The organism is Polymorphobacter sp. PAMC 29334 (assembly GCF_019431245.1).
In the GTDB taxonomy this organism is placed as follows: Bacteria; Pseudomonadota; Alphaproteobacteria; order Sphingomonadales; family Sphingomonadaceae; genus Polymorphobacter_B; species Polymorphobacter_B megasporae.
The window spans coordinates 396,230-421,368 of record NZ_CP080243.1; the positions used below are offsets into that span (position 1 = coordinate 396,230).

The following is a 25,139-nucleotide window of genomic DNA, read 5'->3' on the forward strand; positions in this document are numbered from 1 at the left end:
GACCGCATCGGGTGCTCAAAAGCCGGTCGTTCCGTGGACTTGTGTAACTTTCCGGCGCGATGCGCGACTTGCGCAAAGGCTGGTCGTTGCGTGGACTTGTGTAACCTTCCGGCACGGTGTGCGACTTGCGCAAAAGCTGGTCGTTCCGCGGACTTGTGTAACCTTCCGGCGCCGGTCCTCGGCCCGCGCGCACCCTTGGCCCCGCCGCGCCATGTTAGCGCTTGACCGCGCCCCGCCCGCCACGCCACCTTGTGCGCCAGCAAACGGAAGCACGCTGCAGCCCCAGATCGGGCGCGGCGGTCGAGGGGATTTCTGAATGGACTGGCGTATCAAGTCGTTGGATTCGATCCTGGCGACCGCGCGACATAAACCGCTGACGCGCAGCCTCGGCGCGTTCCAGCTCACGATGCTCGGCATCGGCGGGACGATCGGCACCGGCATCTTCGTCCTCACCGCGACCGCGGCGTCGAAGGCCGGCCCGGCGATGATGATCAGCTTCATCATCTGCGGCGTCGTCTGCCTGCTGACCGCGCTCGCCTATTCCGAACTCGCGGCGATGATTCCGGTGTCGGGGTCGGCGTATACCTTCAGCTACGCGACCTTCGGCGAGGTCGCCGCGTGGGTCGTCGGCTGGGCGCTGGTCCTCGAATATGCGATCGCCAGTAGCGCGGTCGCGGTCGGTTGGTCGGGCTATATGGTCGGGCTGGCAAACCGCTTCTTCAACATCACCATCCCCAGCACGTGGGTCCACGGGCCGTTCGACAAGGACCCCGGACTGATCAACCTGCCGGCGATGTTCATCGCGCTCGCGGTGACGACTTTGCTCGTCGTCGGCACCAAGGAAAGCGCGCGCTTCAACTCGGTGCTGGTCATGATCAAGATCCTGACCTTGTGCATGTTCCTCGCGCTGGCGTTGCCGCTGATCCACACCGCGAACTTCCACCCGTTCATGCCGCTCGGCTTCTTCGCGCACGAGATTCCCGACCCCTTCAAGCCCGGGATCATGGCGTCGGTCGGCGTCTCGGCAGCAGCGGCGACGATCTTCTTCGCCTTCGTCGGCTTCGACGCGGTCTCAACCGCCGCCGAGGAAACGGTCAACCCCAACCGCAACATCCCGATCGGGCTGATCGGCGCGCTCGGCATCTCGACGATCCTGTACATGCTCGTCGGCATCGCCGCGACCGGATCGGTCGGCGCGCAGCCCGACAGCGAGCTCGCCAAGTCGAGCGAGGCGCTCGCCTATGTCCTCCACACGATCGGCTTCCCATGGGCGGGCAACCTGTTGTCGATCGCCGCGGTCATCGCGCTGCCGTCGGTCATCCTCGCGCTGATGTTCGGGCAGACGCGCATCTTCTTCGTCATGGCGCGCGACGGCCTGTTGCCGCCGGTCCTGTCGCGGATCCACCCGCGCTTCCACACGCCTTACGTCATCACGATCGCGACGGGCGTGTTCGTCGCGGTGTTCTCCGCCTTCTTCCCGATCGACCTGCTCGCCGACGTCTCGAACGCCGGAACGTTGCTCGCCTTTGTCGCGGTGGCGATCGGCGTCCTTGTCCTCCGCGTCCGCGATCCGCAGCGTCGCCGTCCGTTCCGCGCCCCGGTGGTGTGGGTCACCGCTCCGCTCGCGGCGGCGGGCTGCGGCTTCCTGTTCTTCTCGCTGTCGACGCTGACGAAGGAATTGTTCGTCGGCTGGGCGGTGATCGGGTTGATTTTCTACGTCCTCTACGGGCGCACCCGGTCGAACGTCGCGCGCGGGATTATCGGTCACGACGAGGATCTCGACTCCGCCGAAGCCGCGAGCCTCAAGCACTAACCCGCTAAGAACGTTACCGAATAGGATTTAGGGGGCGTTCTCGGTTCCCGCGATCTGGTCGAGGACGCGTTCGGGGGCGACGTCGTCCTGCAGGTCGGCGATCTCGCCGTGGTCGGCGGTGGTGTCGATGCCGAGCTTTTCGGCCACCGCCCGGGTCAGCTTGATCAGCTGGGTCACCTCGTGCTCGGCGAGCAGGCTGACCTGGAGAGCGAGGTCGTCGCGGCGGTTGTCGGCAGCGGTCAAGATGTTCTGCGCGATCAGGATGAACAGCGACAGGAAGATCGCCTCCGCCGACGCGATCGACCCCATCAGCGCGAGCGCCGGGTCGAAGCCCGCGACGTGCCCGACGACCCCGTATTGGAGCAACGTCCACGTCCCGTAGAAGAGGATGTGGAGGTAGACGAAGCTCATCCGGCCGATCCGGCGGCCGATGCCGGTAGCGAGCCGGACGTCGAAGCCGAGGCTGGCGGCGTCCTCCGCCCGACGGCGGGCGACCGCCTCGATGTTCCGCGCCAGCGCCGCCGACAGCCCGTGTTCCTCAGAGGATGGCTCGCCCGGAGGCACCCGTGGCGGGCGCAGCGGGGCAGCCGTCGGCGCGCGATAGGGCGGGTCGTCAGCCAAGCCGCGCCGCCACGAGCGCCTTGAGGTCACCCTCCGACCGCGCGCCGTAGTGGCTGATGATCTCCGCCGATGCGACCCCGCCCGCCCGGGCGCAGTCGGGCAACGCCCGGCCCGCGGCAAGCGCGCTGAGGAAGCCGGCGGCGAACAGGTCGCCCGCCCCGGTGGTGTCGACGACGCGGGCGACCGGCTCGGCGGGAACGGCGTGGCGCTCACCCCCGGCGATGACGACCGCGCCCTTGTCCGACCGGGTGACGACGGCGATCGTCGCATGGCGGGCCAGCTCGCTCATCGCGGTGTCGAGGTCGTCGGTCCGGTACAGCGCGCGGACCTCGTTCTCGTTGCCGAACATGACGTCGACGTGGCCGCCAAGCAGGCCGAGGAAGTCGTCGCGGTGGCCCTCGACGCAGAACACGTCGGACAAGGTAAAGGCGACCTTGCGCCCCGCCGCCCGGGCAATCTCGATCGCCTTGCGCATCGCGGCGCGGGGGACGATCGGATCCCACAGATAGCCTTCGAGGTAGAGTATCTGGCTGGCGCGAACGACCTCGGGGTCGATGTCAGCCTCGCTCAGCTCCTGGCACGCGCCGAGGTAGGTGCTCATCGTCCGGTCGCCGTCGGGGGTGACGACGATCAGGCAGCGCCCGGTCGGCGGCCCGTCGACCATCGCGGGCGTGCTGAACGCGACCCCGGCGGCGCGGATGTCGTGGGCGAAGACCTCGCCGAGCTGGTCGGCGGCGACGCGACCGACGAACGCCGGACGCCCGCCCATCGCCGCGATTCCGGCGACGGTGTTGGCGGCCGACCCGCCCGAGACTTCCTTGCCCGCACCCATGATGCCGTACAGCCGCTCGGCCTCGTCGGCCGCGATCAGCCGCATCGTTCCCTTGGGGATTGCGTGGCTCTCGAGGAAGCTGGCCTCGGCGGTGGTGATGACGTCGACGAGGGCATTGCCGACGGCGAGGACGTCGTAGGTCGAGTTGGTCATGGGGTTCCTTGGCGCTGGCGGCTAGCTTGGTCGCTGGTCGCGGCTGGCCTAGCCCGGCTATAGCGCACGGGGCAAGCCGCTGGAGCCAATCGATGCGCCCGATACTGCCGATAACCGTCGCCGCCCTGCTCGCCGTCGCCGGCTGCGGCGAGACGCCGCCACCGAAACCGATCGCGGCGCCGCCGGTCGCGTTCAAGCCGGTGCCCGGTCTCGAGCGGATCATCGGCAAGCCCGCGACGACCGCGACGGGATTGCTCGGCGTGCCCGGCCTCGACCGCCACGACGGTCCGGGACGCAGCCTCCAGTTCGCCGCCGCCGGGTGCATCCTCGACGTCTATTACTATCCCGACCCCGCCGCAGGGCAGCCGACCGCGCGCTACGCCGAGGCGCGGCTCCCCAACGGCAAGCCTGACACGACCGCGCGCTGCTTCGCCGCGCAGATCGCCGCGAAGGGCCACGGCTGACGCCGGCGACGTGAAGCGAAGGTATCGCTGTCCTACACATCAGGCGATGCGGTAGCGTAACGACGTCGAGTCGCTTTCTACCGGCGACGGTTCTTTCTCATTGTCGGATCGTCGAAACGTCGCGGCTGCGCCGAAGCGTCGCGCCAAAGCTCATGGTCGCGGGCAAATCGTGAACTTACACCGAAAACTTCGCGCGAAATCCTGCCCGGTCGTCCGCGACGCAATACCGGGGGGTGACCACTCCGCTTGCCCGGCGCGCGGCGGGTGTGTTAACGCTTACGTCAACCACGCCCAGCGACGGCAACCCTTGGGAGAGCGACCATGGACCTCAACTTCTCGGCTGAAGACATCGCGTTTCGTGACGAAGTTCGGACCTTCATCGCCGACAATTACCCCGCCGGGCTGCGGGCCAAGTCGGAGGAAGGCGAGGAGCTGTCGAAGGAGGACTTCCTTAGCTGGCACAAGGTCCTCGCCGCGAAGGGCTGGGCCGGCATTGCATGGCCGGTCGAATATGGCGGCACCGGCTGGACCAGCGTCCAGCGCTACATCTTCGCCGAGGAGAGCGCGCGCGGCGACGCGATGCGGCTGCTCCCCTTCGGCCTCAACATGGTCGGACCGGTGATCTACACCTTCGGCACCCCCGAGCAGAAAGCGAAGTTCCTGCCGCGCATCCTGTCGGGCGCCGACTGGTGGTGCCAGGGCTATAGCGAGCCGGGCGCCGGGTCCGACCTCGCCAATTTGCGGACCAAGGCCGAGCGCTTCATCGGCGACGACGGCAAGGAATATTATCGGGTCAACGGCCAGAAGACGTGGACCACCCTCGCCCAGCACGCCGACTGGATCTTCTGCCTCGTCCGCACCGACCCGACGGTCAAGCCGCAGGAGGGCATCAGCTTCCTCCTGATCGACATGAAGACCCCGGGCATCACCGTCCGCCCGATCATCACGCTCGGCGGCGAGCACGAGGTCAACGAGGTCTGGCTCGAGGACGTCATCGTCCCCGTCGAGAACCGCGTCTTCCACGAGAACAAGGGCTGGACCTGCGCCAAGTTCCTGCTTGCCCACGAGCGGACCGGCATCGCCGGGGTCGCGGCGTCGAAGCGCGGGGTCGAGCGGATCAAGACGATCGCCCGGACCGAGATCGACAGCTTCGGCGACGACGCCCAGCCGCTGCTCGCCAACCCGTTCTTCAAGCGCAAGGTCGCCGAGCTCGAGATCGACCTGACGGCGTTGGAGTTCACCGAGCTGCGGACGCTCGCCGGTGAGTCATCGGGCAAGGGTCCGGGGCCGGAGTCGAGCCTGCTCAAGATCAAGGGCACCGAGATCCAGCAGCGGATCACCGAACTGGCGTTGGAGGCGGTCGGCCATTACGGCGCACCGTACTTCCGCGGCTTCGGCGAGGGCGACAACGAGCATCCGATCGGCCCCGACTACGCCCACCGCGCCGCGCCGACCTACTTCAACATGCGCAAGACGAGCATCTACGGCGGCTCGAACGAGATCCAGCGCAACATCATCGCGAAGATGGTGCTGGGGCTCTGACGCCTTCCCTCTCCCCTTGAGGGAGAGGGACAGGTCGCCCCTTGGCGACCAGGGTGAGGGTACGCCGCCCTCACCCTCACCCTGCCGCTGAAGAGCGGCTGTCCCTCTCCCTCAAGGGGAGAGGGAAGAACCTGATCGGGGACGGACCATGGATTTCAACTTCACCGACGAACAGACGATGCTGCGCGACTCGGTCGGGCGGTATTTGTCGGACACCTACACCTTCGACGCCCGCATGACGGCGGTGAACGGCGACAGCGGCTGGAACCCGGGCGTGTGGAAGGCCTTTGCCGAGGAGCTCGGCATCCTCGGCGCGCCCTTCGCCGAAGCCCATGGCGGGCTCGGCGGCGGGGCGATCGAGAACATGATCGTCATGGAGGAAATCGGCAAGGCGCTGGTCATCGAGCCGTACCTCCAGACCGTCGTCATCGGCGGCGGCTTCCTCAAGGCGGCCGGCGGCGCGCTCGCCGACTCGGTCATTCCCCAGATCATCGACGGGTCAGCGGTCATCGCCTTCGCCTATGCCGAGCCGCAGGGGCGCTACAACCTTGCCGACCTGCGGACGACGGCGAAGAAGGACGGCGCGGGATACGTCCTCAACGGCCACAAGGCGGTGGTCTATGCCGCGCCCTGGGCGACCCACTTCATCGTCACCGCGCGGACCGGCGGCTCGGTCCGCGAACGGTCGGGCGTGTCGGTGTTCCTGATCCCGGCGAACGCCGCCGGCATCACCCGCCGCGACTATCCGACCGTCGACGGCGCCCGCGCCTCCGAGGTCTATTTCGAGAACGTCGCGGTCGGCGCGGATGCCCTGATCGGAGCCGAAGGCGAGGGCCTGTCACTGGTCGAGCAGGTCGTCGACGAGGCGACCGCCGCGGTCTGCGCCGAAGGCTCAGGGGTCGTCCGCAAGCTTCACGAAGGGACGCTCGACTATAGTCGCCAGCGCAAGCAGTTCGGCAAGGCGATCGGCGAGTTCCAGGTCCTCCAGCACCGCATGGTCGACATGTTCATGGAGGTCGAGCAGGCGGTGTCGATGACCCTCATGGCGACGCTCCGCCTCGACGAGCGCGACCGGGCCAAGCATGTCTCGTCGGCCAAGAACAAGATCTCCCGCGGGGCAAGGTTCGTGGGCCAGAACGCGGTTCAGATCCACGGCGGCATCGGCATCTCGAACGAGCTCGCGATCGGCCATTACTTCAAGCGCGCCAGCATGATCGAGAGTCAGTTCGGCGACGCCGACTACCACCTCCGCCGCTACGAAAGCCTGATGGATTGATCCTCGAGGCCGCCGTCCTGTCGGTCAGGCCGGGCGAGACGGCGGCATTCGAGGCGGCAATGATCCGGGCGCGCCTGCTGATCGCCGCCAGCCCAGGCTTTCGCTCGATCGAGGTCCGGCGCGGGATCGAGAGCCCCGGTTGCTATCTCCTGCTCGTCGGCTGGGACAGTGTCGCGGACCACGAAATCGGCTTCCGAGGGTCGGCGCGCTATGCCGATTGGCAAGCTTTGCTCCATCATTTCTAATACCCGATGCCGGTGGTCGAGCATTATGGACCCGCGCTAGGCTGATCGCCCGAGCCAGAAGAAGCGCCCGACCAGCAACGCCGCCGCCATCGCGCTCGCGGCGATTGTCCCCCAGACGATGCCGGGGACGCCGAGGCCGAGCGGGATTGCAGCGACATAGCCGACCGGGATCAACACCCCGATGTAGCTGAGGAAGTGGGTCGCGGTCGGGGTCCAGATGTCGCCCCGTGCCCGCAGCGCCTGCGCCCCGACGACCTGGAGCCCGTCGCTGACGTAGAACAGGCACGACAGCCACAGAGCCCCGACGGTGATCGCGACAACGGCGGGGTCGTGGGTGTACGACCCCGCGATCGCCGGGGCACCGATGCCGACGGCGGCACAGATCAGCGCCGTCGCCGCAATCGCCGTGCCGAAGCCGAGCAACCCGGCTCGGCGGACCCCGGCGAGGTCGCCCGCGCCATACGCTCGGCCGACCAGCACTGCCGTCGCCGTCGCAAGGCCAAGCGGGACCATGAAGATGATCGCGGCGAGGTTGATGACAATCGCCCAGCTCGCCACCGCGGTCGCGCCAAGCCAGCCCGCGACGATGGTCATCGAGGCGAAGGCCCCGCTTTCGACAGCATAGCTGAGCGACGCGGCATAGCCGACCCGGCGCAGCGCCCCGGCGGCGGCGCGGTCGGGCCTTGGGGCGGTGAAGACGCCAAGGCCGGGCGACCGCTTCCACCACAGGATGTACGCGGCGACGAAGCCGAGCAGCGCGGTCCGCGAGGCGAGCGTCGCGCAGCCGCTGGCGACCGCGCCCGCGACCGGCAGCCCCGAATGCCCGGGGACCAGCCATAGGTTGAGCGCGAGGTTGACGGCATTCGCCGCCCACATCGCCGCGGTGCCGGGGAGCGGATGACCGTGCGCCTCGAGCCAGAAGATGCCTGAGTCGACGATCAGGATCGGCAGCAGCGACAGTGCGAGCATCCTCAGCGCCGGTACCGCCCCCGCCGACAGCGCCGGGTCGAGGCCGATGTGGCGGAGGAGGAGCGCCCCCGGACCGGCGAGGACGACGATCGCGGCGATGCCGAGCCAGAAGGCATAGACCAGCCCGCGCCGCAGGATCGCCCCGGTCTCGGCGTCGCGCCCTGCCCCGATCGCCTGGCTGGTCAGGACTTGCACCCCCGACAACAGCCCGATGCCGGTGGTCAGGACGATCGACGTCGGCGCCCAGGCGAGCGCGAGGAAGCCGAGCTCGGTCGCCGAATAGCGCCCGACGACGAGCGTATCGACCAACCCCATCGCCATGATCCCGAGCCGCGACGCAACGACCGGCCCGGCAAGGGTCAGGAGATCGCGGAGGCGGATCGGAATATGGTCTTTCTGGTCGAGGGTGACGTCGTGCATGGCCGCGGCTCATTAGCCGGTCGGGCGCGCCAAGTCACGGCAACGGCTCGAAATCGCCGCGTCCGGCTGCGACCCGGTTACGGCTGCGCGTGGACAGTTCGCCGCGCGACCCCGATTTTCGACCGTTCGAACCACCACAGCGCAGCGCAAACCGCCAGCCACGCGAAGGCCCACGGCCATGGCCCGATCGAACCCGGGGACATCGCGGGAGAGAGAGAGCCCTGCCTCGAAGCGAGCCGCAGCGTCGCGTCGCGGGTCGCCTCCGCGCGGACGTTCGGCAGCGCCGCAGCCGCGACCACCGCGAATGACGTCGGCGCGGACTGGCCGCTCTGGCGAAGCTGGTGCCAGCCCGCGACCCGCGGCCAGTAGGCGGCACATCCGGCGGCGGGCTCGTCGACGAGCGTCGCGACGCCGCCATCGGGTGCAGTAACGGTCGCGGTGCCGGTCAGCCCGCAGAGCGCGATGCGTTGTCCGACCCACGCCGGCTGCTCGATCCTAGTCGTCGCGCGCCCTGCACCGCGGCCGAGTGTGGCGAATGCGGCACGCCACAACTCGCCATAGCGCGCGTCGGACCCCGCCAGCACGAGCCGGAAGCTGTCGTCGAGCGGCCACAGAGCGATGCGTCCCTCGCCGTCGGCCCGCCACGCCGCGATCGTCGCGCCGTGCGCGTCGCGGACCAGCGGGCTCGCGGCAGCCGCGCCAATCCTCACCCCCCACCGCGTCAGCGCCGGCACCGCAGCGTCGCGGTTTATGCGTGCCGGGGCGTCGCTGCTCCCCGGTCCATCGCGGGCAAGGCGGGCAGCCTCGTCGGCCGTTGGTGCCGCGAGCGCGACCGGGGTGCTCCCCTCACCCGCCGCAACGGCAAAGCCAAGCGATTGCAGCGCATTACGATCCGGCGCGGACAGCGGTCCGTCGATGCGGACGAGCAGCCCGAGCCCGGCGCGCACCGCCGCGAGCATCGCGCTGCGCTCGCCGGGGGTCAGTCCGGACCAGCTCCGCTCGTCGAGCACCGCGATGTCGAACCGCGCCAGCGTCGCGGGCGTGATCGCCAGCGGCGCGTCGCCGAGCGCGAGGCCGCCGCCGGTCGCGATCTGGGTGTGAACGGCCAATCCAGCCTCGGTCGCCCAGCGGCGGAGGTATTTGACCTCGGGTCCCGGGGCGCCGGCGAGGAGGAGGAGGCGCATCGCGGGCACGGCGACAGTCGATTCCGGAACCGCGGTCTCCTCGACGAGGCGCGATCCGGTGCGAAGCCGCAGCGTGAAGCGAGCGGGTCCGGGCGCGCGCGCGGTGCCCGAGACGACGAAGTTTCCGGCGGCATCGGGGACTGCGGTGTCGACGCGGCTGCCCGCGGGATCGACGAGATCGACTGCGGGCTGGGTGATGCCGCGGACCTGGCCGCCGACCTCGAAACTTGCCCCGGGGGCGACCGGAGCCGGGAAATCGACGCGGACGAGCCCCAATGTGGCGGTTTGCGGAGAAAAATCGACCGGAATGCCTGCTGCCGCCGCGATATCGCGGGGTTCGAGGCCGTCGCCGATGATCTTGAGGCGGGCGGGTGCGAAGCGGCGCAGGGCGGTGGCGAGGTCGGGAACCCGCTGGGCCCCAGCGATCGCCGGTGCTTCCGGGAGCGCGACGAGGTTTTTGCCGCCGAGGATCGTCCCGCCGTGGCGGGTGAGGACGGTCAATGTGCCGCCCGGCAGCGCGGTCAAGGGCTGCAGGGTCAGGTAGAGCAGCGCCGCACAGATTGCCTGGGCGGCAAGCAGGATTGCCGTCCGCCACGGTCTATCCCGTTCTCCTACCGGTGTTTTCCGCACGCGCACGCCGGTCCGCACAGCACCGCACACAGCGGCCACAATGAGGATCCATGCGAGCACAATCGTCACGGGGTGATTCGCAGCGCGTCGAGGTAGCGGCGGCCTTCGGCGGTCGCGGCGGCGCGCGGTGCGACGGCGGCGGCGGGCCGGACCTGCGCGCGCCACAACAGCCCGCGCAGCGCTTCGCGGCAGTCGCTGCAGCCGGGCTCGCGGCGGACCGCGTCGATCGCCGCGGCGAAGGCGAGCCGGTCGTCGACCCCCGCGGGATCGGTCCGCAACCATGCTTCGAGCGCTGCCAGTTGCGCGGGGTCGACGCTGCCCGTCGCGGCGAGCGCGCGCCAGATCGCCGCCGGGGCCGGATCGGCTGCGGTCGCCGCCACCGGCGGCAGGTCGCGATGCGCGAGGCCGTCGCGCTTGCCGGTCAGCCGCCGCGTCTCGTCGATCGCGGGAAGCTCGGGCCCGACCTTGGCGACGAACAGCCGCGTCGCCTGCTGGACCTGCTTGATCAGCCCGAGCGCGGTGTGAGCGAACGGCAGCGCCGCCGCCGGATCACCTTGCCGCAGATGGAGTTCGGCCTGCCACATCGCATCAAGCGCGCCTTTCAGCGATTTGCGCGTCCCCGGATCGAGCAACGTCGCCGCCTCGGACTCGTCGTGGACGTGACCATAATCGGCGAGCGTATCGGCCTCGCTGCCGAAGCGCGGCGGCGTGACCTTGCCATCGCCCTCGGCGGTCGGGGGAGGCGGGGTGGTCGGCGCGTCGGCGGTTGGGGCAGCCGCATCGGCGGTTGGCGGCGGCGGGGTCTTCCCCTCCTGCTCCTCGCCGAGGAATTGGCCGTAGCGCAGCCGCAGCAGCCGCTGATCGGCACCGATACTGTCCGACTTGGCGAGGAAACGCGGCGGCGCGGGACGCGGGCGTGCGGCGAGCAGCGCCTCGGCGTCGATGATGATCTGGCGCTCGCTGCGGAAATAGGCGGGGAGCGCGCGGGTGACGACGCCCTCCATCCCCATCGCCTCGCCCTCGCTCGCGGGCCAGCGCAGGATGAGGCTGGAGCTGCGCGCGGTCTGCGGCCCCGGCGTCCGGTTGTCGGTGACGACGAGCTGCGCGACGAGATCGCTCCCCGCGACGAACTTGAGCGCCGCAAGGTCGACCGCGACCGCGAAGCGCCGAGCGGTCGCGCTGCCGGTGCTGCTGGCGCTGGCGCTGGCGGTGCCGTGGACGGTAACGACCTGCTCGCGGAACTTGACGTTCTCGCCGTCACCCTCGGCGATCGTCAGGTGGAGTTGCGCCGATTCGGCGACGCCGTAATCGTCGGTTGCGGCGAATACCAGCGGCCAACTGTGCTGCCCCGGGGTGACGAGGCTGAGGCTGCGGTCGGGCGCGACGACCTTGACCTGCGGCGGCGCGTCGATGACCGCGTCGAGCCGGTGAAGACGCGGCACCGCCGCCCCCGCCGCGCGCGGCACGACGCGATACAGCAGCGACCGGTCGAGGGTGCGCCGCGCGGTCCAGACCGCCCCGTTGCGGGTCAGCGGGGTCCGGCTGCCGTCGGCGAGAACGAGATCGGCGGCGGGCGGCTCCGGCGCGAAGGTCAGCGTCCAGTCGAGACGCGATCCTTGTGGCGCGGCGATATCGAGGGCCGCCGCATCGCGTGGCGGGAGGCCGGTGTAAGCGGGCGGGATGATGCGCAGCCGCTGGCCGACGAGGCGGGGGACTCCGGGGATGGCCGGTACATCCTCGCTGCTCGGCGCGAGGATAGTCGACGATCGCCGATCAGGGATAAGGATGATCGCTGCGATCGCAACAAGCGCCAAAAGCCATGTGAGGCCGATCCGTCGCGCCGACCATGACGGACGGAGGTCGGGCATCGCGGCGGCGATGCGGCGTTCGATGCGGCTCCGCTGGAGTCGCGCCAGCGGGGTCAGCCCGCCGTCGTCGGCGAACAACAGGTCGGCGCTGTCGTCGAGGTCGGGCCGCGCCGCATCGAGCCGCCCAATCAGCCAGCCGCGATCGAGCCGTTGCGCCCGCTGCACGGCGACCGCCACGACGACCGCAAGCGCGACGACCGCGACGGCGACTGCCGGGAGCGGTCCGACGGCGCGCCACGCGATCGCAGCGGCCACCGCGGCGGCGGGAGCGCCGACGAGCACATCATCGGTGATGTGCCGCCGTTGCGCCGGGCGAACGAGATCGACGGGGCGGAATGCAGCGGTCACGCGGTCCCCCGCCGCCGCCCGGTCGCCAGCCAGCGCTCGATGACGAAGATCGCTGCGATGACCAGCGCGAGCCACGGCTGGAGGTCGCGCGCGGGCGGCGGGTAGATCGCGCCGCCGGTCAGCGGGGCATAGTCGATCGCCGCGACCCGCGCCGGGGCCGGACGGGGGGCATCGAACAATGCGCGCAATCGCTCGGGGAAGTCGGGTTCGAGGAGTTGCGGCATCGCCGCCGGATCGAGCGGGCGGGTGAGGCGAATGATGCGGCCCCGGCCCAGCGGCTCGGCGGTTGCGAGCGCTGCGCCGACCGCGTCGCGCCAGACGACGTGCGCCGCGACCGGGCCGGCGTCGGCTGCGAGCAACGCAGTCCCGCCACCGGCGACCCAGTCGTGCACCGCCGCCGGAAGGTCTCCGGGCGCAAGCCAGACGAGGTTCGCGGGGTATGGCGGCAACGGCGCGGACGGCGGCTCAGCATCGAACACCGGGGCTCTCCCTGGCGCGGTCCAGCCGATCACTGCGGCGCGGAGATAGCGGAGCGCGTCGCGGCGCTCGGGCGGATAGCGCACGCTCAAGACGGGCGGCAGTGTGCCTGCGGGGGCGGGGGCGGCGGTCATCGCTCCAGGTGTGATCTGCCAAGCAACGGGGCGTGACAGGCGCGGTCGCTCGGCGTCGGCACCGGTGATCTGCGCCGGGACGACGACGCGGAGGCTTGCCCCCGGCGGGAGTTCGGCGTCGAGCTGGCGGAGCAGGCTCGCGACCGCGATCGCGCCGTCGGGGCGCTTGTTATCGAGCGCGGGAAAGCCGGGGGCGAGCCAGCGCCGCTGCGCACTGGCGTCGTGCGGGACCGCTGCAAGGTCGGCGCCGGGAACCACCGCCACCCACTGCCCGCCCGTGCTGCTCCCGAAGACCGTCGGGCGCGCCAGCCACAGTGCGACGAGCGCGAACAGGAGCAGGCGCGCGATCAGCAGCGGCCATTCGTCGAAGCGCAGCCGGGTGCGCGGGCGCGGTTTCGCCGCAAGCCAGCGCAGCGCGGCGAAGTCGATCCGCGCGAGTTCGCTGCGCCGCGCGAGGTGGATCGCCAGCGGCACCGCGAGCGCGGCGAGCGCCGCCAGCCCGAGCGGAAACAGCAGGATCGGGGTCATCGCGCCGCCGCCTCGCGCGCGCCGAACAGGATCCGCAGCGGCGCGTCGATCGCCTCGTCGAGGACATGGGCTGCGAAGCCGATGCCGCTCGCTGCCAGTCGTGCCGCGAGTGCGGCCCGCGCCGCAGCGAACCGCGCGACGAAGTCGGCGCGCATCGCCGGGCCGTCGCCGAGCAGTTCGACCCCGGTCTCGGGATCGACGAAGCGGTGGCCCCCGGCGAAGGGGAAGTCGCGCTCCTCGACGGTCAGCAGCTGGACCGCGAGCACCTCGCGCCGCGCCGCCGAGAGCCGTTCGATCAGCGCGACGCAGGTGTCGTCGAACAGGTCGCTGAGGACGACGACGAGGTCGCGCGCGCCGATCCGCTCCCACAACGGCGCGAGTTTTTCAGGCTCGGGGAAGCCACCGCCAGCGGTCAGCGCCGATAGCTCGACGAGGAGCCGGTCGCGCTGGCGCAGGCCGTTTCCGGGGACGGCAAGACGGACGCCGTCGTCGCGCAGGACGATCCAGCCGAAGCGGTCGCCCTCGCGCAACGCGAGTTCGGCGAGGCACGCGGCGAGCGACTTCGCCGCATCGAGGCGCGACCAGCCGTCGCGCGCACCGTCGGCTTGGGCCATCGAGGCGCTCGCGTCGATCACGATCCACAGCGCCAGCGGGCTCTCGCGCTCGGCTTCGCGGACGAAGAAGCGGTCGGAGCGGGCGTAGAGCTTCCAGTCGATCTGGCGCAGCTCGTCGCCGGGTTCGTAGGCGCGGTACTGGGCGAATTCCAGCCCCGACCCGCGGCTGCGGCTGGCGTGCGCGCCGATCCCGCTTTGCCCGGCGGCGCGGCGCGACGACAGGCGCAAGCCCCGCAACCGGCTGCGGACCTCGGGCGGGATCAGGTCGACCATGTCACGTCACGCTGGAAACGCGACACCGCGCAGTACCTCGGCGATCACATCATCGGCGCTGCGCCCGTCGGCCTCGGCGGCGAACGACAGCAGCAGGCGGTGGCGCATCACCGGCGCGGCGAGCGCGGTCACATCCTCGCGCGTCGCCGCCAGCCGCCCGCGCAGCAGCGCCCGCGCCTTCGCCGCGAGGATCAGCGACTGGCCCGCGCGCGGGCCTGCGCCCCAGCGGATGTATTTGCGGACCTCGGCCGACGCTCCGGCAGCGGGCCGGGTGGCGCGGACGATGCGCGTCACCCACAGCAGCAGGTCGGGGCCAACATGGACGTCGCGGACGAGCGCCTGGAGCTCGACGACGGCGGCGGCGTCCATCACCTTCGGCACCTTCGCGCCCGCGCCGCCGGTCGTCGCGACGAGGATATCGCGCTCCTCGGCCTCGCTCGGATAATCGACGCGGATGTTGAGCAGGAAGCGATCAAGCTGCGCCTCGGGGAGCGGATAGGTGCCCGCCTGTTCGATCGGGTTCTGCGTCGCGAGGACGAAGAACGGGTCGGGCAGGACGTGGGTCACCCCGGCGTAGCTGACGGTCTTCTCCTGCATCGCCTCGAGCAGCGCCGCCTGCGTCTTCGGCGGGGTCCGGTTGAGCTCGTCGGCGAGGAGCAGGTTGGTGAAGATCGGCCCCGGCTGGAAACGGAAGCTGCGGTGCCCGGTGCCGTGGTCCTCCTCGAGCAGTTCGGTGCCGAGGATGTCGCTCGGCATCAGGTCGGGGGTGAACTGGACGCGGCGGAACTGGAGGTCGAGCGCCGCGCCGAGCGTGCGGACGAGGAGCGTCTTGCCGAGCCCGGGGACGCCTTCGAGCAGGCAATGACCGCCCGCGAGCAGGCTGATCAGTAATTGCTCGACAACCTCGTCCTGCCCGACGATCGCGGTCGCGATCGCGCGTTTGAGGTCGCCGAGCCGCGCCAGCCGCGCTTCGACGTCGGCTTCGGAAATCGTCATTGCGGCTCCGCGAACTGAAGGGTCACGAGGTGAGGGCGTACATCACGATGTTGACCCCGAATTTGGTGTTGTCCTCGGCGAGGAAACGCTTGTTGTGCCAGTCGTAGTCCCACTCGCAGCCGTAATCCTTGTTGCTGTAGAGCAGGCCGAGGCGGCCATCGATCGTGATCCCGCGCAGGTAATCGTGGATGAGGTCGTCGCCCCAGCCGTTCAATTCGAACGCGGTGTTCGGCGGCCCGTCGACCTTGAAGAAGCTGCGGAAGACCGGGTGATTTGGCGCGAGCCGCTTCAGCGCGGCGGGGCCGAAGATCGCCGCCATCTGCCGCTCGAACGACTTGGCGAACAGGCCATCGATGTCGTGGTTGCAGTCGTCGACGAGGACGAATCCACCGTTGCGCACATAGCGCTCGAAGTTGCGGCGCTCGGCGGCGTTGAACTCGACGAGCTTGTGCCCGGTCATGTAGCAGAATGGCGCGGCGAGCATCGCCGGGTCGGCGAGCGCGACGATCCGCTCCTTCGGGTCGACGCGCAGGCTGGTGTAGTCGATCAGCGAGGTGATCAGGTTCGACGGCATCCGCTGGTCGAGATCCCAGTCCCCCGACTCGTATTTGAGCCGGGTGAACCAGAAGTCGTAGCCGCGCGCGACCGCGCCCGCCGCGCGCAGCGGAGCCTCGATCAATGCCCCGGCGAGGCCGCCGGCAGCCAGGCGCAGAAAGTCCCCCCGGGTTAGACCCGGCATCCGGCTCAGACCGCGTCCGACAGCGAGGTGAAGGTAAAGTCGCGCAGCTTCATCGGCGGCAGGACCATGATCAGGTCGGACTCGTCGCCCTTGACCCGGACCGGCCTGCCCAGCTCCTCGATGTTGTTGAGCATGATCACCGGGGATTCGTTGAAGCGGAAGTTCTTGAGCGGATATTTTATCTGCCCGTTCTCGATGTAGAACGTCCCGTCGCGGGTCAGCCCGGTGAGCAGCACGGTCTGCGGATCGACCATGCGGATATACCAGGTGCGCGTGACGAGGATGCCCTTGGCGGTCGTCTTGATCAGCTCGGCGGTCGTCTTGGTGCCGCCCGCCATGACGATGTTGCCGGGTTCGCCGACCGCGCGCTTGCCCTGCTTCTGCGCCCAGAAGCGCGTGTATTGCAGGTTGGCGACCTTGCCGTCGGTCACGATCGGCGTTCGTTCGCGCGGCAGGCCGTCGTCGTCCCATGGCATGACAAGCGCGTCGGGGTGGCCGGGGTCGGCGGTGAAATTGACGCGCGGATCGAAGATCTGTTCGCCGAGCTTGTTGCCGCCGCCCTTCTTCGACAGGAAGCTGCGCCCCTCGTCGGCCTCGCGTGCGCGGAAGTCGTTGAACATGAACGCGAGCAGCCCCGCCGCGGCGACGGGCTCGAGGATGACGGTGTACTTGCCCGGCTCGATCGCCTTGGCATCGGCCGATGCGCTCGCCTTGCGCATCGCGATGCGGATGTCGGCGCTGGCATCGAACGCCTTGGCGTCCTGCAGGTTGTGCCCGACCCAGCCCGAACCGCGACCGTCGTCGGTCCGGACGGTGCAGGTATAATCGACGTTGGTCGCCTGCTGGTAGCCGAAGTTGCCCTTGCTGTTGGCGAAGGCGACAAAGCTCTGGCCGTCCTGGAGGAAGCCCGCGGCGACGAGCTTCTCGGCCTTGCACGGCTGGATCGAGTCGGCGGCAACCTGCGCGCGATACTCGGGCGTGATCGCCGCCGTTGCCGGGCTGAACGTCGCGGTCGGCTTGTATGCCTGCTTCTCGACCGCAGGGACGAACTCGGGGTTTTCGGGGGCGAGCTTGGCGAGGTCCTCGGCGCGACGCACGCAGCGTTCGAGCGCGGCGTCGTCGAATTCGTTGATCGTCGCGATGCCGACGCGCTTGCCGAATGCAACCTCGACCGACAGGTCGACGTTGCTGACGATCCCGCTGGTCGAGACGTTGTTGAGCGCGAAGCGGACGTTGCCGTCGATCGAGCCCTTGAGCTGGGCGGTGCACTGGTCGGCCTTCGACAGCGCGATGACCTTGTCGAGAATCGCCTTGGCCTGCGCCTCGGTGAAGATACTCATCTGAATATGTCTCCTGGAGCGCGGATCAACCGAGCGAGCGGGCGGTGCTGATGACGTTGATGCCGTTGAAGCGCGCGGTCGACGACCCGTGGCTGACCGCCGACACCTGCGCCGGCTGGCCCTTGCCGTCGAAGAACGAGCCGCCGAGGCGATAGTCGCGGTCGTCGCAGACCCCGACACACGCGTTCCAGAACTCGGGCGTGCGGATTTGGTAGGCGACGTCCTCGATCATCTCGCCGACCTTGCCGTTCTTGATCTCGTAGAATAGCTGCCCGCCGAACTGGGCGTTGTAGCGCTGCTGGTCGATCGAGAACGAGCCATCACCGATGATGTAGATGCCGTTTTCGACGTCCTTGATCATGTCGGGGACGCTGAGCTTGGCCTTGCCCGGCAGCAGCGAGACGTTCGCCATCCGCTGGAACTGCACGCTCGACCACGAGTCGGCGTAGCAGCAGCCGTCCGACGCGGTCTTGCCGATGATGTGTGCCTGGTCGCGAATGACCTGGTAATCGACGAGGACGCCGTCCTTGATCAGGTCCCAGCGCTTGGTCTTGACGCCTTCGTCGTCGTAGCCGACCGCACCGAGGCTGCCCGGCTGGATCTTGTCGGCGACGATCGTGACGTGGTCGCTGCCGTACTTGAAGTGGTTCGCGCGCTTGTCGAGCGTGGCGAAGCTCGTCCCGGCGTAATTGGCTTCGTACCCGAGGACGCGGTCGAGTTCGGTCGGGTGGCCGACCGATTCGTGGATCGTCAGCCAGGTGTGCGACGGGTCGAGGACGAGATCGTACTTGCCCGGCTTGACCGACGGCGCCTTGAGCTTCTGGCGCGCCTGCTTCGCCGCCGCGATCGCGTCGCCCTTCATGTCGTATGACTTGCCGAAGACGACGACGCCGTTGGGCAGGACGGTCTGGTCGGCCTTGTTGCCGTCGAGATATTCGTAGCCGAGGCCCATCGGCGCCGACAGTTCGGAGCGGGTGCGGAACTTGCCGGTTGCCTTGTCGACCGCGGTGACGCGCATCAGCGGCCAGATGCGGTGGACGTCCTGATCGATGTACGAGCCGTCGGTCGAGGCGAAATACTTCTGCTCGTTGACCGAGAACAGGACCGAGTTGATGAAGTCGGCACCGTTCGCGAGCGCCGCGGCATTGACGTCGAGCAGCAGCGCGGCCTTTTCCTTGACCGGCACCGACATCGCGTTGGTCCGGATCGGCGCGCGCCACGACACCTCGCCGACCCCCGGGGTCGGGGCGAGCTGGACCGGGGCGGTCTGGTTGCGCGCATTGGCCTTGGCGATCGCCGCCGCCTGCCGCGCGGCGGTGGCGACACCGTCGGTGGTCATGTCGTTCGTCGCGGCGAAGCCCCACGCCCCGCCGGCGATGACGCGGACGCCGACCCCGATCGATTCGGTGTTGACGACGTTTTCGACATGCGCGTCGCGGGTGATGACGAACTGGCGGAGGTAGCGGCCGACGCGAACGTCGCAGTAGCTCGCCCCCGCCGCGGTTGCCGCCTGGAGCGCGGCGTCGGCGAGGGTCTTCTTGACCGTGACGGGGATTGCGCCGTCGAGGAGTGCCTCGGCGGCGATGAGTTTGCCGAACGTCGCGGGGAGTACGAAACCGCCGAGCCCGAAGCCGGATGCGGTGAGGAAGTCACGTCTCAGCAAGGTCTCTCTCCGCACGAAGGTCTACCCGCAATCATGCACGACGGGTAGTTGGTACGGAAGGCAAAATTTAACGACGCGCGTACGGGGCGATCAGGCGGTGCCTTTTGCTTGCGACCCGATCCCCGCGCCTACCATTCGACGCCGATCTTGCCGAAGTGACTGCCGCTCATCTCGTGGCGAAACGCGTCGGCGAGCTGCTCGAGCGGGAAGCGGCGGTCGATCACCGGCTTGATGCCACTGGCGTCGAGCGCGCGGACGAAATCCTGCTGCTGGCGGCGACTGCCGACGATCAGCCCCTGCAGCCGCGCCTGCTTGCCCATCAGCGCGGCGGTCGGAACCTCGCCGCTGATCCCGGTCAACACGCCGATCAGCGAGATATGCCCGCCGACGCGGACCGCATCGATCGACTGCGCAAGCGTCCCCGGGCCACCGACCTCGACGACATGGTCGACGCCGCGCCCGCCGGTCCAGTCGCGGACGACCGCGCCCCAGTTGGCCTGCTCGCGGTAATTGACCGTGAAGTCGGCTCCCATCGACCGGGCGCGGTCGAGCTTGTCGCCCGACGACGAGGTGATCGCGACCGTTGCACCCATCGCCTTGGCGATCTGCAACGCCCAGATCGAGACGCCGCCGGTGCCGAGGAGCAGCACGCTGTCGCCCGCCTTGAGGCCGCCGTCGCCGACGAGCGCACGCCACGCAGTCAGCCCCGCGGTGGTGATCGCCGCTGCCTCGACCGCGTCGTAACCCTTCGGCGCGAGCGTGAATTCTGTTGCAGGGAGGACGACGAAGTCGCGCGCGAAGCCGTCGATGCCGTCGCCCGGCGTCCGGCTGAAGTCGCCGACGGTGGCGGTGCCATCCTGCCAGTCGGGGAAGAAGCACGACACGACCATGTCGCCGACGGCGAATTCGGTGACGCCGTGGCCGACCGCCTCGACTGTGCCCGCGCCATCGGCGAGCGGGATGCGGCCAGCGGCGGCACCCATCCGGCCTGTCGCGACGCCCAGATCATGGAAGTTCAAGGTGCTGCCGTGAAGCGCGACGCGGATCTCGCCGGGCCCTGGCTGGCCGGGGTCGGGCCGGTCGACGAGGGTCAGCCGCTCGAGTGATATCGGCGCCTGAAGTTCGATCGCGCGCATCGTGAATCCTCGAGGCTGGGAACGGATTAAGTTCGGGACGCTCTACACGTTTCAGGCGAGGCGGCGCGCGGCGGTGAAGCGCCACAGCCGCAGCTTGAACAGGACCCCGGCGGCGGCGATGCGGTCGGCGATGCGGGGCAGCTTCGCCGATCCGAGCACCTTGGGCAGATGCGCAACCGCCGACACCGGCAGCAGCAGCGTCCGCACCTGCCACCCCGCCGAACCCCCGCCGCGCGCCGTGTGCAGCGCCGCGCTCTCGCGAACCAGCCGCTCCCATTTCCGCGTCAGTTGCTCCCACGTCCGCCGCGCCGGATGCGCGACGACGGCGGCGGCCGCATAAGCGATCCGGTAGCCGGCATCGCGCGCGCGCAGGCACCAGTCGGCGTCCTCCGAGACATGCGCGCGGAAGCCGCCGACCTTGTCGAAGACGTCGCGGCGGGTGAACAAATTGGCGGTGACGCTGAAGCCCTTGCCCTCGACGTAGGCGCGATTGTCGAAGGCGAAGACGCGCTCGAACGCCTCGACCGCAGTCGGCGCGGCTTCGTCGGCGAACGAGACGCGCATCGCCCCGCCGACGAGATCGGCCTGAGTGAGCGCGGTAACCCCGGCAGCGAGCCAGCCCGGCGCGGGGACGCAATCGGCATCGGTGAAGGCGAGGATCTCTGCGCCTGCCGCCGCGACCCCGGCATTGCGCGCAGCCCCCGCACCGCGCTCGTGCGCGATGACGAGCGTCGCCCGCCCCGCGATCACCGCCTCGACTGCAGCGGTTCCGGCGGGCGAGGCATTGTCGGCGACGATTGTCTCGAAATCGCGAAACGTCTGCGCAGCGAGCGCATCGAGGCACAGGCCGAGGCTTGCGAGATCCTCGAAGTGCGGGACGATGACGCTGACCGCGGGCATGTTACTTGAGGTACTTGTCGAACCAGCCGATCGTCCGCGTCTCGCGGTCGTGGATATTCTCGGGCTTGCGAATGCGGTGACCCTCGCCCGCATAGATGATCAGGCTCGTCGGCACCCCGACCTCCTTGAGCGCGTGCCAGAACTCGACCGACTGCGCGGGCGGGCATTCGACATCGCGCTCACCGACATAGATCAGCGTCGGGGTCTTCGCCGCCTTGATCGTCGTCAGCGGCGACAGCTTGGTATAGATCGCCGGGTCGTCGTACGCGCTCGCGCCGAAGAACGGGATCATCCATTTGTCGATGCCATTCTGGCCGTAATAGCTGATCCAGTTGGCGATGCCCGCGCCCGCGACGCCCGCCTTAAAGCGGGTCGAGTGCGTCACGGTCCACATCGTCATGAACCCGCCATAGCTGTGGCCGTAGACGCCGAGCCGCTTGTCGTCGACCGGGGCGGCCTTTTCGACCGCGGTCACCCCGGCGAGGATGTCGCGCAGGTCGCCGCCGCCGAAGTCGCGGACGTTGGCGCGGGTAAAGGCCTCACCCTGCCCATAGCTGCCGCGCGGGTTCGGCTGGAAGACATAATAGCCGCGCTCGATCAGCTGGCGGACGGTGCCGTTCCACAGATACGACGGGGTCGTCGCCGACGACGGGCCGCCGTGAATGATCGTGATCATCGGATATTTGCGCCCGGGCACGAGCGTCTTCGGTGCGAGCAGCCAGCCCTGGACGTTGAAGCCTTCGTTCTTCCACTTGATGCTCGTCGCAACCGCGTTCGACCCGAGCGCCGCATTCTCACGAGTGATCGGCGTCAGCGCGAGCGTGCTGCCCGCCAGGCTCCCCGTCGCGATCTCCGGCGCGTGTTCGAAATCCTCGATCGAGGCGGCGAAGTGCGTGCCGTCACGGCTGATCGCGACGTCGCCGTCGGCAGCGTCAGGGGTCGCCGACGACGACCACAACGGCGTGAAGCTCGCCGAGGTCGCGGTCAGCGCGACGCGGTCGATCTCGTTCTGGTCGCCGACAAGCCGGACCGCGACCGGGTCGGCCCCCTTCCACGCCAGCGAGCGGACCGTCGCCTTCATTCCCGGGGTCAGGTTGACCGGGGTGCCGCCCGCGAACGGGACCGCATACAGGTCACCGCCGACCGGACCGAAGTCGCTCATCAGCCCGCCGATATAGACGACCGTCTTGCCGTCGGGCGACACGCGCGGCAGATTGAGCTGGGTCTTGGGCGAGGCGATCACCCGCGCTGCGCTGCCGCCGGCATCGACCGCGATCAGCTTCGCGACCCACCAATTATCGTCGCCGTTGCCCTTCGATGCCGTCGCGACGAAGCCGCGCCCATCGGGGGTCCAGTCGTATTCGTAGACGAAGGTGTCGGACGGCGAGACCATCCGCAGCGGTCCCCCGGCGGCGGGGACGACCGCGATCCGCTGCTCGTCGTCGGCCGCGCCGATCTCGCCGACCTGCGCCGCGCCGGCCTCGACCGCACCGGTCGCCTTGGTCGCACCCTCGGTCGCGAGCAGTGCGATCGTCTTGCCGTCGGGCGACCAGCGCGGGGTCTGGGCAACGCCGCGAACCGAGGCGAGCGAGCGCAGCTTGCCCCCGCTCGCAACCGTCAGCGTCGCGGTGCTCGTCGCGCGGTCGGTGACGACGAAGGCGATCGACGCACCGTCGGGAGACCAGGCAGGCGCGCCGTAGCCGCACGTCGGGCACGGGTCGATCCGGCGAAGAATGCTGCCGGTTGCCGACCGGACGACGATTGCGGTGTGCGGGTCGGTCGCGCCGGTATCGATCGGCACGACGCTCTCGACCGCGGCGACTTCGCCGGCCGGAGACAAGGCGACCTCGCGGAAGCGGTGGAGCCCGGCGTCGGGCGTGGCGGCGGCGAGAACGGCGGCAAGCGCAAGCAGCATAATCGGTCGGACCCCAAGATAGCTGCATTCTTATAGCCGGTCTGCAGGGGGCGTCATCCCCCGCGCCGGGCAGCATGCAGTCACAACGAAAAAGGGGCGCGCCTTACGGCGCGCCCCTCGTGTCGGACTTGAACGAAATTTAGGCGGTGACGGCCGAGTTGCGACGGCGGGCCGCAAAGCCGACCATGCCGAAACCAGCGATCATCATGACCCACGAAGCGGGCTCGGGAACCGCCGCCATCGCAAAGGTGATGCTGCTGCCGACGCTCGCCGGACGGCCCCGGACGGTGCCGGTGTAGGCGATCGTGTAGCTGCCGACATCGAAGGTGTAGGAACCGAGATAGGCCTGCGTCGTGCCGCCGGCGCGCGGAACGATCGTGCCGGTCGCGAGCAGCGATCCGGCCGTGCCGGTACCCTTGTAGAGATCGAGCGACGCGAAATTAAACACACCGATGTTACCGACGGCGCTGTTGGTGAAGCTGCTGACACCAACCGTATTCGCCTGCGAGATCGTGAACTCGTACAGACCGGTGTTCGCACCATTCTTCTGGAAAGTGATGCCGAACGACGACGACTGCGTCGGCGGGACAACGATCGCGCCGAGCGAAACGAGCATGGTAACTGCAGACGCCTTGGCCGCCATCAGGGCGAATGCGGCGATTGAGATAACCTTGATCATATATTGTCCTCATTCGAGACGAAAATCGTGGGTCGGCGCCAGCCCCCCAGGCCCAGCATAATCCCTTACGCAAGCATCGTGCCAAACCCGTCCGACAGGCGAACGTCTTGATATCGTTCAAGCAAGAAATATCGCCGCCTTCATAAGTGTAAACTAACCCGACACTTTAATTTCGTTTCGTTTACACAACGAAATGGGTTGACGGTCGGAACGTGCTTAACGCGGCACCCGTCGGCGCATTTCTATCTCGATTAAGAGCCGATCGACTGGCGACTGCACCGACGACGGCAGACGGGCGGACATCGCGTCGGCCATCACGCAGATGTGTCTATTCGGGTTGGGTCGCGACATGAGCAAGATTGCGCGCGCGCATTTCGGCAACCGCGGTTTCGCGGGTCGCATGGCAGGACAGCTCGTACGTCTTGAGCCAGCCCCGTCGGCTATCCTGAGTGCGCTTGAAAACGCTCCAGGTGCCGTTCCGGGATTTGACGACATAATCCAGCACGGTTTCGGACATCACGCCCCTCCACAGGCGTCTTTGCCCGAGGCGGCCATTTCGCAAACCCTTCATTAACCAGGTGCGAACCAACCGGGACGAAAAAAGGGGGCGCGCCGTGAAGCGCGCCCCCCTTAAGATCCGTAGATGTCCGCTTAAGCGGTGACGACCGCAGTGCGGCGGCGGGCCGAGTAACCGACCATGCCGAAGCCGACGATCATCAGCGCCCACGAGGCCGGCTCGGGAACGGCTGCAAGCGCGAAGGTGATGCTGCTGCCGACCGATGCGGGCTCGCCGACGACCTTGCCCGAGTAGGCGATCGTATAGCTCTTGCCTGCAGTGAAGGTGTACTCATCGAGGTACGCCTGCGTCGTGCCGCCGTCATTGCGCGGGACGATCGTCCCGGTCTGGAGCAGCGTGCCGCTGGTCCCGAGACCCTCGTACAGGCCGATCGACGAGAAGTTGAAGAAGCCCGTCTTGCCGACCGCGCTGTTCGTAAAGCTGCTCACGCCAGCCGTGTTCGGCTGCGACACCGTGAACTCGTAATACGCGCTATTGTCGCCGTTGGTGAAGAACGTCGTGCCGAGCGAAGACGTCTGCGTCGGCGGAACGACGATCAAGCCCAGCGGAACGATCTTCGTCAGCGCCGAAGCCTGGGTTGCCATCAGGGCAACTGCGGCGATTGAAAGAATCTTGATCATGTTAATCTGCTCCACGGAAAGCGTTCGAGATACGCCGATCCCCCAACACCAGCGCTGTTAACCATGCAAACGTTGTGCCAAAACCTAGGGGCCGGATAAGCCATTGATTACGCTCATCCCAAATTCAATGGTTACTAGGTCAGTGTAAAGATGACCGACATGTTTACGATGCTGGGTTTCGTT

22 protein-coding genes are annotated in these 25,139 nt (G+C 68.7%); 5 read left to right on the forward strand and 17 right to left on the reverse strand.

What is annotated here, in order from left to right; all coding sequences use genetic code 11:
- Positions 1-316 precede the first annotated feature (316 nt).
- Entirely contained in the window at positions 317-1,813 is a 1,497-nt protein-coding gene (locus KZX46_RS05725) for an amino acid permease (protein ID WP_219775838.1), read from the forward strand.
- Positions 1,814-1,840: 27 nt separating this feature from the next.
- Here KZX46_RS05725 and KZX46_RS05730 read toward each other — a convergent pair whose 3' ends face one another.
- Both KZX46_RS05730 and KZX46_RS05735 read right to left on the reverse strand, forming a co-directional pair.
- A complete protein-coding gene (locus tag KZX46_RS05730) occupies positions 1,841-2,434 on the reverse strand; it encodes a DUF1003 domain-containing protein (RefSeq protein WP_219775839.1) in 594 nt (197 codons plus the stop codon).
- The gene (locus KZX46_RS05735; RefSeq protein ID WP_219775840.1) at positions 2,427-3,419 is read right to left on the reverse strand and encodes an adenosine kinase; all 993 of its coding nucleotides are present in this window, start codon (positions 3,417-3,419) and stop codon (positions 2,427-2,429) included. The genes KZX46_RS05730 and KZX46_RS05735 overlap by 8 nt, the downstream gene beginning before the upstream one ends.
- Before the next feature lie 92 nt (positions 3,420-3,511).
- Here KZX46_RS05735 and KZX46_RS05740 point away from each other — a divergent pair, with 92 nt between their 5' ends.
- The 4 genes from KZX46_RS05740 (at position 3,512) to KZX46_RS05755 (ending at position 6,946) form a co-directional block, all read left to right on the forward strand.
- The gene (locus KZX46_RS05740) at positions 3,512-3,883 is read left to right on the forward strand and encodes a hypothetical protein (RefSeq protein WP_219775841.1); all 372 of its coding nucleotides are present in this window, start codon (positions 3,512-3,514) and stop codon (positions 3,881-3,883) included.
- 321 nt (positions 3,884-4,204) lie between these two features.
- The gene (locus tag KZX46_RS05745; protein ID WP_219775842.1) at positions 4,205-5,425 is read left to right on the forward strand and encodes an acyl-CoA dehydrogenase family protein; all 1,221 of its coding nucleotides are present in this window, start codon (positions 4,205-4,207) and stop codon (positions 5,423-5,425) included.
- A 148-nt stretch (positions 5,426-5,573) separates the two neighbouring features.
- Positions 5,574-6,701: an acyl-CoA dehydrogenase family protein gene (locus KZX46_RS05750; RefSeq protein ID WP_219775843.1), complete on the forward strand. Its 1,128-nt coding sequence runs from the start codon at positions 5,574-5,576 to the stop codon at positions 6,699-6,701.
- Positions 6,698-6,946, forward strand: a complete 249-nt coding sequence (locus tag KZX46_RS05755; protein WP_219775844.1) for an antibiotic biosynthesis monooxygenase — start codon at positions 6,698-6,700, stop codon at positions 6,944-6,946. The genes KZX46_RS05750 and KZX46_RS05755 overlap by 4 nt, the downstream gene beginning before the upstream one ends.
- 36 nt (positions 6,947-6,982) lie before the next feature.
- Here the strand turns inward: KZX46_RS05755 and KZX46_RS05760 are convergent, their stop codons facing one another.
- The 15 genes from KZX46_RS05760 to KZX46_RS05830 form a co-directional block, all read right to left on the reverse strand.
- The gene (locus tag KZX46_RS05760; RefSeq protein ID WP_219775845.1) at positions 6,983-8,335 is read right to left on the reverse strand and encodes an MATE family efflux transporter; all 1,353 of its coding nucleotides are present in this window, start codon (positions 8,333-8,335) and stop codon (positions 6,983-6,985) included.
- Between the two features lie 77 nt (positions 8,336-8,412).
- On the reverse strand, positions 8,413-10,149 hold the full coding sequence (locus KZX46_RS05765) for a carboxypeptidase regulatory-like domain-containing protein (RefSeq protein ID WP_219775846.1): 1,737 nt from the start codon (positions 10,147-10,149) through the stop codon (positions 8,413-8,415).
- 65 nt (positions 10,150-10,214) lie between these two features.
- Complete coding sequence (locus tag KZX46_RS05770; RefSeq protein WP_219775847.1) at positions 10,215-12,365, reverse strand: DUF4175 domain-containing protein; 2,151 nt, start codon at positions 12,363-12,365, stop codon at positions 10,215-10,217.
- Positions 12,362-13,504: a BatA domain-containing protein gene (locus KZX46_RS05775; RefSeq protein ID WP_219775848.1), complete on the reverse strand. Its 1,143-nt coding sequence runs from the start codon at positions 13,502-13,504 to the stop codon at positions 12,362-12,364. Before KZX46_RS05775 ends, KZX46_RS05770 begins: the two co-directional genes overlap by 4 nt.
- Complete coding sequence (locus KZX46_RS05780; RefSeq protein WP_219775849.1) at positions 13,501-14,391, reverse strand: DUF58 domain-containing protein; 891 nt, start codon at positions 14,389-14,391, stop codon at positions 13,501-13,503. The genes KZX46_RS05775 and KZX46_RS05780 overlap by 4 nt, the downstream gene beginning before the upstream one ends.
- 6 nt (positions 14,392-14,397) lie before the next feature.
- The gene (locus tag KZX46_RS05785) at positions 14,398-15,387 is read right to left on the reverse strand and encodes a MoxR family ATPase (RefSeq protein WP_219775850.1); all 990 of its coding nucleotides are present in this window, start codon (positions 15,385-15,387) and stop codon (positions 14,398-14,400) included.
- 22 nt (positions 15,388-15,409) lie between these two features.
- Positions 15,410-16,126: a DUF4159 domain-containing protein gene (locus KZX46_RS05790; RefSeq protein ID WP_219775851.1), complete on the reverse strand. Its 717-nt coding sequence runs from the start codon at positions 16,124-16,126 to the stop codon at positions 15,410-15,412.
- Between the two features lie 5 nt (positions 16,127-16,131).
- A complete protein-coding gene (locus tag KZX46_RS05795) occupies positions 16,132-17,466 on the reverse strand; it encodes a TldD/PmbA family protein (protein WP_219775852.1) in 1,335 nt (444 codons plus the stop codon).
- 25 nt (positions 17,467-17,491) lie between these two features.
- A complete protein-coding gene (locus KZX46_RS05800; protein WP_219775853.1) occupies positions 17,492-19,129 on the reverse strand; it encodes a TldD/PmbA family protein in 1,638 nt (545 codons plus the stop codon).
- A gap of 128 nt (positions 19,130-19,257) precedes the next feature.
- Positions 19,258-20,265, reverse strand: a complete 1,008-nt coding sequence (locus KZX46_RS05805; protein ID WP_219775854.1) for an NAD(P)-dependent alcohol dehydrogenase — start codon at positions 20,263-20,265, stop codon at positions 19,258-19,260.
- Positions 20,266-20,316: 51 nt separating this feature from the next.
- Positions 20,317-21,165, reverse strand: a complete 849-nt coding sequence (locus KZX46_RS05810) for a glycosyltransferase (RefSeq protein ID WP_219775855.1) — start codon at positions 21,163-21,165, stop codon at positions 20,317-20,319.
- 1 nt (position 21,166) lies between these two features.
- Positions 21,167-23,080 carry a S9 family peptidase gene (locus KZX46_RS05815; RefSeq protein WP_219775856.1) on the reverse strand — a complete coding sequence of 638 codons (1,914 nt, stop codon included), beginning with the start codon at positions 23,078-23,080 and terminating at the stop codon, positions 21,167-21,169.
- A 139-nt stretch (positions 23,081-23,219) separates the two neighbouring features.
- Positions 23,220-23,759, reverse strand: a complete 540-nt coding sequence (locus tag KZX46_RS05820; RefSeq protein ID WP_216709540.1) for an FxDxF family PEP-CTERM protein — start codon at positions 23,757-23,759, stop codon at positions 23,220-23,222.
- A 328-nt stretch (positions 23,760-24,087) separates the two neighbouring features.
- Positions 24,088-24,276, reverse strand: a complete 189-nt coding sequence (locus KZX46_RS05825) for a hypothetical protein (protein ID WP_219775857.1) — start codon at positions 24,274-24,276, stop codon at positions 24,088-24,090.
- 134 nt (positions 24,277-24,410) lie between these two features.
- Complete coding sequence (locus KZX46_RS05830; RefSeq protein ID WP_216709542.1) at positions 24,411-24,956, reverse strand: FxDxF family PEP-CTERM protein; 546 nt, start codon at positions 24,954-24,956, stop codon at positions 24,411-24,413.
- Positions 24,957-25,139: the final 183 nt, after the last annotated feature.